The organism is Paracoccus sp. (in: a-proteobacteria), assembly GCF_030604785.1.
GTDB lineage: Bacteria > Pseudomonadota > Alphaproteobacteria > Rhodobacterales > Rhodobacteraceae > Paracoccus.
Window position 1 is genome coordinate 1 of sequence record NZ_JAUVVF010000066.1, and the last position, 9,156, is coordinate 9,156.

Genomic DNA, 9,156 nt, shown 5'->3' on the forward strand with positions numbered 1-9,156 from the left:
TCGCCCTCGGCCGGTGTCGCCATGGCGATGTACAACCTGGACGATTCGATCCGCGATTTCGCCCGCGCCTCGCTGAATTACGGCCTGATGCGGAAATACCCGGTCTATCTGTCCACGAAGAACACGATCATGAAGGCCTATGACGGCCGCTTCAAGGACATCTTCCAGGAGATCTACGAGGCCGAGTTCGAGGACCAGTTCAAGAAGGCCGGCATCCATTACGAGCATCGCCTGATCGACGACATGGTCGCATCGGCAATGAAATGGTCGGGCGGCTATGTCTGGGCCTGCAAGAACTACGATGGCGACGTGCAGTCGGACACCGTCGCACAGGGCTTCGGCAGCCTCGGGCTGATGACCTCGGTGCTGATGACGCCGGACGGGAAGATCGTGGAATCGGAAGCCGCCCACGGCACCGTGACGCGCCATTACCGCGAGCATCAGAAGGGCAACGCGACCTCGACCAACTCGATCGCGTCGATCTTTGCCTGGACGGGCGGCCTGAAGCACCGCGCCACGCTGGACGACAATACTGCGCTGATGAACTTTGCCCAGACGCTGGAAAAGGTCACCGTTCGCGCCGTGGAAGACGGCCACATGACCAAGGACCTCGCCCTGCTGGTGGGCCCGGATCAGAAATGGCTGACCACGATGGGCTATCTGGAAAAGGTCGACGAATACCTGAACAAGGCTCTGGCCTGATCGGGACAGGGGCCGGGCAATCGCCCGGCCCCTTCCATTTCCGCCCTTCGTCATCCGGACATCCCCCGACGGACCGTCCGAGGCGGGCCATGGCGGCAGCGCCCCCTTTCTTTGGCGGCCAAGCTGCGCTATGGCGCGCCCATCCCAGCACAGGAGCCGCAGATGAAAGCCGCTGTCGTCACTTTCCCCGGATCGAATTGCGACCGCGACCTGGCGGTTGCGCTGGAACAGGCGGGGGCCGATGTGCAGCGCGTCTGGCACAAGGACAGCAGCCTGCCTCAGGGGCTGGATCTGGTCGCGGTTCCGGGCGGCTTTTCCTATGGCGATTACCTGCGTTGCGGCGCCATCGCGGCGCATTCACCCATCGCGCCCGCCCTGCGTGCCCATGCCGAACGGGGCGGCTACGTGCTGGGCATCTGCAATGGCTTTCAGGTCCTGACCGAACTGGGCCTTTTGCCGGGCGCGCTGATGCGCAATGCGGGGCTGACCTTTCTGTGCAAACCCGCCGCCCTGCGGGTCGAGACGACCGACAGCGCCTTTACCGCCGGCTATCAGGCCGGCCAGCAGATCAGCGTGCCGGTCGCCCATCATGACGGCAATTACCAGATCGACGCCGAGGGGCTGGCCGCACTGCGCGATCAGGACCGCGTCGCCTTTACCTATGCGCCGGCCATCAACGGCTCGGTCGCGGATATCGCGGGCGTGCTGTCGGCCAATCGCCGCGTGCTGGGCATGATGCCCCATCCCGAACGCGCAGCCGATGCGGCCCTGGGCGGCACGGATGGCGCCGCCCTGTTCGCGGGGCTGGTCGGGCGCCTCGCGCTGGCGTGAGGCGGGCGCCGCGCCCTGCGGCTTGAGCGCGGGGCGCGTTGGGCGTAGATTGCGCCAATTCTGCCGCAATGTCACAAGGGTGGCGCGGCGTGCGTGATCGGATGGACCGGCGCTTGGACATTGGCGAAGACATCGAGGGCGACAGCCCGGCCCTGCGCAAGAGGCGGCGCTGGTCGGTCCTGTGGCTGCGCGCGGGGCTTGTGCTGCTGCTGGCGGCGGCGGGCGCCTCGATCTGGTTCACCAACGCCTGGCTGACCGAGCGTTTCTCGGAAAACACCCGCGTCCGGTCGGAACTGCGTCTGGCGCTTTACAGCGGGAACCTGATGTCGGAATTGCAGCGCAATTCCGTCGTGCCGCTGCTTCTCGCGCGCGATCCGGCGCTGATCGGGGCGCTGACGGGCAACGATTTCTCGACCACATCGGCCCGTTTGATGACCGCGCAGAAAGAGATCGGCGCAGCCTCGATCCGGCTTCTGGACGGGTCGGGCAGGGTGGTCGGCTCGACCGACCGCTACCAGATCGGCGCCAACATGTCCGCCGCCCCCTATTTCGTCGAGGCGCTGCGGTCGCGCGATACGGTCTTCACCGTCTCGGAACAGGCATCGGGCGCCTATGATTTCAGCTATTCCCGCGCGGTCGTGGCCGATGGGCGCACGCTTGGCGTGATCGTGGTCGGCGCGGATCTGACGCGGCTCGAACGGTCTTGGGCGGGCATCTCGGACGCCGTCGCCGTGACCGACAGCGAAGGCCAGATCATCCTGACGACCGAGCCGCGCTGGCGCGGCCTGACCCTGTCCGAGGCGCTGGCGGTGCGGTCCGCGCCCTCGGCCATCCAGCGGGCCTTTCAGGTGACGGCCGACTGGACCAGCCAGCCCGCCGACGCCTATCTGCTGGGCCGCGCCGTGATGCGGTCCGAGGCGCGGGTGCCGTTTCGCGGCTGGCGGATGATCAGCTTCACCGCCTATTCGTCGGTGCGCGAGCGCGTGAACGCGATCCTCGCGCTGCAGATCATGGGCTTTGCGATCCTGCTGGCGGGCGCCTTCTGGATGCTGTCGCGGCGCGCGCGGCTGCAATCGCAGGCCTATATGCGCGAATCCGCCGATCTGCGCGCCCTGAACGCCCGCCTGACCCGCGAGATCGCCGAACGCGAGCGCGTGCAGAAGGAATTGCGCGTGGCCGAGCAGACGATGCAGCAATCGTCGAAATTGGCGGCCTTGGGCGAGATGTCGGCGGGCGTCAGCCACGAGCTGAACCAGCCTCTGGCCGCGATGAAGACCTATCTGGCGGGCGCGCGGCTCCTGCTGCAGCGGGGCCGCCCCGAAGAGGCGCTGTCCTCGTTCCAGCGCATCGACGACCTGATCGACCGGATGGGCGCGATCACGCGGCAGCTGAAATCCTATGCCCGAAAGGGCGGCGAGGCGTTCGAACCGGTGGATCTGCGCGCCGCGCTGAGCAGTGCGCTGACCATGATGGAGCCGCAGCTTCGCACCCGCCCGATCCGCATCATTCGCAACGTCCCGCGCGAGCGGGTGATGGTGCTGGCCGACCGCATCCGGCTGGAACAGGTGCTGATCAACCTGCTTCGCAATGCCATCGACGCGCTGCGCGACCGGCGCGACGCGCGGATCGAGATCAGCGTCGAGGCCGGCGCTCACGCCTATGTGTCGGTGCGCGATAACGGGCCGGGTGTCTCTGACCTGGAAAAGCTGTTTGAACCCTTCTGGACGACCAAGAAGCCGGGCGAGGGAACCGGGCTGGGCCTTGCGATCTCATCCTCCATCGTGGCGGATTTCGGGGGCCGGCTGACCGCGCATAACGAAACCGAAGGCGGCGCGGTGTTCCGCGTCGAGTTGCCGCTGCATGTGCCGGGCCGACCCCGGCAGCCGCTGGCGGCCGAATAGAGCAGGAAGAGAGGATCGCAGATGTCCCGCAAGCTGAAGATCGCCATCGTGGACGATGAACCGGACATGCGCGAATCGATCAGCCAATGGCTGGTCCTGTCGGGGTTCGAGACCGAGACCTATTCCAGCGCCGAGGATGCGCTGAAGGTGATCGGTCCGGACTGGCCCGGCGTGGTGGTCAGCGACATCCGCATGCCCGGCATGGACGGGATGGCGTTCCTGAAACGGCTGATGGGGCTGGACAGCAGCCTGCCCGTCATCATGATCACCGGTCATGGCGACGTGCCGATGGCGGTCGAGGCGATGCGGATCGGCGCCATGGATTTCATGGAAAAGCCCTTCAACCCCGACCGGATGACCCAGCTGGCCAAGAAGGCCACGCAGATGCGGCGCATGACGCTGGACAACCGCGCCCTGCGCCGCGACCTGTCCGAGGGCCAGCAGGTCATGTCCAAGCTGATCGGCACCAGCCCCGTGATCGAGCGCCTGCGCGAGGACATCCTGGATCTGGGCCAGGCCGACGGCCATGTGATGATCGACGGCGAGACCGGCACCGGCAAGACGCTGGTCGCCCATGCGCTGCATGCCGTAGGGCCGCGCGCCTCGAAGAAGTTCGTGCCGATCTCCTGTGCGGCCTATGACGACGAGACGCTGGCCGCGCGGCTTTTCGGCCCGCTGGATGACGGCCTGCCCGCCGTCGAGGAGGCACGTGGCGGCACGCTGTGCCTCGAGGATGTCGAGGCCATGTCCGAGCCGCTGCAGGCGCGGCTTCTGGCCTTCATCAGCGATCAGGGCACGCCCGCCGAGACGCGGATCATCGCCATCTCGAATGCGCGGGGCGAGGGGCGCCGGGCCGAGGATTCGCTGCGTCCGGACCTGTTCTACCGCCTCTCCGCGCTGAAGATCACGCTGCCCCCGCTGCGCGCCCGGGGCGAGGATATCCTGGTCCTCTTCACCCGCATGACCGAGCAGTTCAGCGAGGAATATGGCTGCGAGCCGCCCCAGGTCAGCGCGCAGGAGGCCGCGCAGCTTCTGCAGGCGCCGTGGCCGGGCAATATCCGCCAGCTGATCAACGTGGCGGAACGCGCGGTGCTGCAGAACCGGCGCGGCTCCGGCTCGATCGCGTCGCTCTTGATGGCGGATGGCGACGAGACGCCCGAGGCGACCACGACCGAAGGCAAGCCGCTGAAGGAATATGTCGAAAGCTTCGAGAAGATGCTGATCGACAACACGATGCGCCGCCACAAGGGCAGCATTGCCGCCGTGATGGAGGAATTGTGCCTGCCGCGCCGGACCCTGAACGAGAAGATGGCGAAATACGGCCTTCAGCGCGGCGATTACCTGTAGGCGGCGCGGTGGCTCCATGATATATTCTTTTTGTCGAATGTATCACGGAGAGTGACCATGACCTGCAATGTCGGCGGTCTCGACCGCATCCTGCGGCTGGTTCTGGGGCTTGCCTTGCTGGCGGGCTTTGTGCTGAACAGCGGCGCCGAGCTGCGCTGGCTCTATCTGCTGGGCATCGTGCCGCTTGCGACGGGGGCGGTGCGGTACTGCCCGATCTACACCATGCTGGGCATCAATACCTGCACGCCGCGCGCCGGTCGCTGACGACCGGACTAGGGCGAAGGGATGGCCTTGGGGCCGGCGGGCTTGCCATGGACGGATGCGCCTTGTAACCGGCAATCCGCAGCAGGAGTCAGCCCATGAGCGCAGCGAACGACAAGACGCCCCATCCCCGCACCCAGGCGGTCCATCACGGCAGCCGGCGCAGCCAGTATGGCGAGATGGCCGAGGCGATCTTTCTGACCCAGGGCTTCGTCTATGACAGCGCCGAAGCCGCCGAGGCGCGCTTTCAGCAGACGGGGCCGGACGAATTCATCTATGCCCGCTACGGCAACCCCACCAGCCGCATGTTCGAGGACCGCATCGCCGCGCTGGAGGGGACCGAGGACGCCTTTGCCACGGCCAGCGGCATGGCCGCCGTGAACGGTGCGATGTTCGCCATGTGCAAGCCCGGCGATCACGTCGTCGCGGCGCGGGCGCTGTTCGGATCCTGCCTTTACGTGCTGGAGCTGCTGGCGAAGTTCGGGGTCGAGGTCAGCTATGTGGACGGCACCGATCTGGACCAGTGGCGCGCCGCGATCCGTCCCGGCACGCGGGCGGTGTTTTTCGAAAGCGTCTCGAACCCCACGCTCGAGGTGATCGACCTGCGCGCCGTGGCCGATCTGGCCCACGCGGCGGGGGCGACGGTCATCGTGGACAACGTCTTCGCCACGCCGGTCTTTTCGCGCGCGGTCGAGCAGGGTGCCGATGTCGTGGTCTATTCCGCGACCAAGCATATCGATGGTGGCGGGCGCGCGCTGGCCGGGGTGATCTGTGGCACGCGGCATTTCGTGCGCGAGGTGGTCGAGCCCTATCTGAAGCATACCGGCGGCGCGATCAGCCCCTTTCACGCTTGGATCATGCTGAACGGGTTGCAGACGATGGATCTGCGCGTGCGGGCCCAGGCCGAAAGCGCGGCTGCGGTGGCGGCGGCGCTGCATGGCGATCCGCGGCTGAGCAGGGTCATCTATCCGGGCCTGCCGGATCACCCCCAGCATGATCTGGCGATGGCGCAGATGGGGTCGGGCGGCACCATGATCGCCTTCGAGGTCGCGGGCGGCAAGGAGGCCGCCTTTGCGGCGCTGAACCGGCTGCGGATCATCCGCATCTCGAACAATCTGGGCGATGCCAAATCCATCGCCACGCATCCGGCGACGACGACGCATCAGCGCCTGTCGGATGTCGACAAGGCCCATCTGGGCATCACGCCCGGCCTCGTGCGGCTGTCCGTCGGGCTGGAGGATGCCCGCGACCTGATCGACGACCTGTCGCAGGCGCTTGGCTGAGTGCATCATTATGTCGCGCGTTCACGTGACTGTGTTTCGCGCGGCAGCCCTTATCAACGGCCGCGGTTGATCTATATCAACCCGACATCGCCGGAGGTACCATGACCGAGATCCGTCCCCTGACCCCCGCCTATCCTGCCCTTGCCCGCCATTACGACGACGGTTTCACTGTCGATCAGGCCTACAAGGACAGCCTGCCCGACCTGCAGAACGGCCCGGCCAGCCTGATCGTGGGCGCCCATGCACCCATCCAGCATGTCGGGATCTCGAACTTCCGGCTGCCGATCCGCTATCTGACACGCCCCGATGCGGGCGGTGCCGGGGGCGAGATCACGCTGGAGACCAGCGTCACCGGCAGCGTCAGCTTGGAGGCCGACCGCAAGGGCATCAACATGTCCCGGATCATGCGGTCCTTCTATGGCCATTCCGAGACGCTGTTCAGCCTGTCGGTGCTGGAGGCCGCCCTGGAGACCTACAAGGCCGATCTGGACGCGCTGGATGCGCGGATCCAGATGAAGTTCTCGTATCCGATGAAGGTGGACAGCCTGCGGTCGGGCCTGTCGGGCTGGCAGTATTACGATGTCGCGCTTGAGGTGGTCGAGCAGAACGGCCAGCGTCTGCGGAACATGCATCTGGATTACGTCTATTCCTCGACCTGCCCCTGTTCGCTGGAATTGTCCGAACATGCGCGGCAAGTGCGCGGACGTCTGGCCACGCCGCATTCGCAGCGCTCGATCGCGCGGATCTCGCTGGTGATGGCGGGGCCCGAGCGGCTGTGGATCGAGGACGTGATCGAGCTGTGCCGCCGCGCCGTGCCGACCGAGACGCAGGTCATGGTCAAGCGCGAGGACGAGCAGGCCTTCGCCGAACTGAATGCCGCGCATCCGATCTTTGTCGAGGATGCCGTGCGTGCCTTTGCGGGGCAGCTGATGGCCGACAGCCGCGTGGGCGATTTCCGTGTCGTGGCGAGCCATCAGGAATCGCTGCATTCGCATGACGCGGTCAGCCTGCTGACGCGGGGGCCGACCTTTGCGCAGGTCTCGCTGGACCCGATGACCTTCGCGGGCCTGCGCGCCTGAACGCGTCCCGCCACGGCGGGGGGCCAGCCCCCCGCACCCCCCGCCGGGGGCGCTTCGCCCCCCGGACCCCCTGACGCACCGGGCGTCATGGGGCCCAGCTCTGGAACGGATAGCGAACATCGGGCTTTTCTTGCCGGGGTTGCGCGCTTATGGTGGCGGGATGAATCATCTGGACGATTCCGACGATCTGGCGGCCGTGCCGCTGTCGCGCCGTGCCATCGCGGCGCGGCCTGCCCCCTATCTTGAGGGGCTGAACGCCTCGCAGCGGGCGGCGGTCGAGGCGCTGGACGGGCCGGTCCTGATGCTGGCGGGGGCGGGGACGGGCAAGACCCGCGCGCTGACCACGCGGATCGCGCATCTGCTGATGCTGGGCCGCGCCCGGCCCTCGCAGGTGCTGGCGGTGACCTTCACCAACAAGGCCGCGCGCGAGATGAAGGACCGCATCGCCCGGCTTCTGGGCGAGACGGTCGAAGGGATGCCCTGGCTGGGCACCTTCCATTCGATCAGCGTCAAGATCCTGCGCCGCCATGCCGAGCTGATCGGCAACGGACAGGTGCATCTGAAGCCCTCGTTCACGATCCTCGACACGGATGACCAGATCCGCTTGCTGAAGCAGCTGATCGCAGCCGAGAACATCGACGAAAAACGCTGGCCCGCGCGACAGCTGGCGCATCTGATCGACGGATGGAAGAACCGCTGCCTGACGCCCGCCAACCTGCCGCGCGGCGAGGGAGAGGCCTTCGACGGGCAGGGCGGCAAGCTTTACGCCGCCTATCAGGAGCGGCTGCTGACCCTGAACGCCGCCGATTTCGGCGACCTGCTGATGCATTGCGTGACACTGTTCCAGGCGCATCCCGACGTGCTGCGCCAATGGCAGGAGCGGTTCCGTTACATCCTGGTGGACGAGTATCAGGACACCAACATCGCGCAATACATGTGGCTGCGGCTGCTGGCGCAGGGCCATCGCAACATCTGCTGCGTGGGCGATGACGATCAGTCGATCTATGGCTGGCGCGGCGCCGAGGTGGGCAACATCCTGCGCTTCGAAAAAGATTTTCCGGGCGCCGAGGTGATCCGGCTGGAGCAGAACTACCGCTCGACCCCGCAGATCCTGGGCGCGGCCTCCGGGCTGATCGCGGCGAACCGGGGACGACTGGGCAAGACGCTGTGGACCGATGCCGAGCCGGGCGAGAAGGTGCGCCTGATCGGCCATTGGGACAGCGAGGCCGAGGCGCGCTGGATCGGGGACGAGATCGAGGCCTTTCAGGGCGGGCACCGCGCCGCGCTTGGCCGGGTCAGCCTGAACGACATCGCGATCCTTGTCCGCGCTTCGCACCAGATGCGGGCCTTCGAGGACCGGTTCATGACGATCGGGCTGCCCTATCGCGTCATCGGCGGCCCCCGCTTCTACGAGCGGCAGGAAATCCGCGACGCCATGGCCTATTTCCGGCTGGCGGTCAGCCCCGAGGACGATCTGGCCTTCGAGCGGGTGGTGAACACGCCCAAGCGCGGCCTTGGCGACAAGGCGGTGCAGACGATCCAGCGGCTGGCGCGCGATCACGGCCTGTCCTTGCTGGCGGCGGCGAAGCTGGCCGTGGACGAGGGGCATCTGGGCGGCAAGGGCGGCGCCAATCTGCGCGACTTCGTGGGCCTGATGGGGCGGTCGCATATGGCGGTGCGCGACGGGGCCGGCCATGTCGAACTGGCCGAGCGTCTTCTGGACGAATCCGGCTATACCGCGATGTGGCAGAA

At 66.8% G+C, this 9,156-nt stretch carries 8 protein-coding genes; all 8 read left to right on the forward strand.

Annotation, left to right across the window (positions count from 1 at the left end; translation table 11 throughout):
- Positions 1-702, forward strand: a 702-nt coding sequence (locus QAR72_RS15095) for an NADP-dependent isocitrate dehydrogenase (RefSeq protein WP_304618202.1), incomplete at its 5' end; no start/stop codon positions are given.
- A 162-nt stretch (positions 703-864) separates the two neighbouring features.
- Positions 865-1,533 carry a phosphoribosylformylglycinamidine synthase subunit PurQ gene (purQ, locus tag QAR72_RS15100; RefSeq protein ID WP_304618203.1) on the forward strand — a complete coding sequence of 223 codons (669 nt, stop codon included), beginning with the start codon at positions 865-867 and terminating at the stop codon, positions 1,531-1,533.
- A 185-nt stretch (positions 1,534-1,718) separates the two neighbouring features.
- Positions 1,719-3,434, forward strand: a complete 1,716-nt coding sequence (locus tag QAR72_RS15105; protein WP_442953587.1) for a sensor histidine kinase — start codon at positions 1,719-1,721, stop codon at positions 3,432-3,434.
- Positions 3,435-3,455: 21 nt separating this feature from the next.
- Positions 3,456-4,781, forward strand: coding sequence for a sigma-54-dependent transcriptional regulator (locus tag QAR72_RS15110; RefSeq protein WP_304618204.1), 1,326 nt, complete (start codon positions 3,456-3,458; stop codon positions 4,779-4,781).
- A 57-nt stretch (positions 4,782-4,838) separates the two neighbouring features.
- On the forward strand, positions 4,839-5,045 hold the full coding sequence (locus QAR72_RS15115; RefSeq protein ID WP_304618205.1) for a YgaP family membrane protein: 207 nt from the start codon (positions 4,839-4,841) through the stop codon (positions 5,043-5,045).
- A 95-nt stretch (positions 5,046-5,140) separates the two neighbouring features.
- The gene (metZ, locus tag QAR72_RS15120) at positions 5,141-6,325 is read left to right on the forward strand and encodes an O-succinylhomoserine sulfhydrylase (RefSeq protein ID WP_304618206.1); all 1,185 of its coding nucleotides are present in this window, start codon (positions 5,141-5,143) and stop codon (positions 6,323-6,325) included.
- 101 nt (positions 6,326-6,426) lie between these two features.
- The gene (gene folE2 / locus QAR72_RS15125) at positions 6,427-7,404 is read left to right on the forward strand and encodes a GTP cyclohydrolase FolE2 (RefSeq protein WP_304618207.1); all 978 of its coding nucleotides are present in this window, start codon (positions 6,427-6,429) and stop codon (positions 7,402-7,404) included.
- A 160-nt stretch (positions 7,405-7,564) separates the two neighbouring features.
- Positions 7,565-9,156, forward strand: a 1,592-nt coding sequence (locus QAR72_RS15130; protein ID WP_304618208.1) for an ATP-dependent helicase, incomplete at its 3' end; no start/stop codon positions are given.

What these genes read in the sequence shown, in the direction of transcription:
- QAR72_RS15115 (WP_304618205.1), top strand. Translation starts at nt 4,839, where the DNA reads ATGACCTGCAATGTCGGCGGTCTCGACCGCATCCTGCGGCTGGTTCTG.
- QAR72_RS15110 (WP_304618204.1), top strand. Translation starts at nt 3,456, where the DNA reads ATGTCCCGCAAGCTGAAGATCGCCATCGTGGACGATGAACCGGACATG.
- folE2 (WP_304618207.1), top strand. Translation starts at nt 6,427, where the DNA reads ATGACCGAGATCCGTCCCCTGACCCCCGCCTATCCTGCCCTTGCCCGC.
- purQ (WP_304618203.1), top strand. Translation starts at nt 865, where the DNA reads ATGAAAGCCGCTGTCGTCACTTTCCCCGGATCGAATTGCGACCGCGAC.
- metZ (WP_304618206.1), top strand. Translation starts at nt 5,141, where the DNA reads ATGAGCGCAGCGAACGACAAGACGCCCCATCCCCGCACCCAGGCGGTC.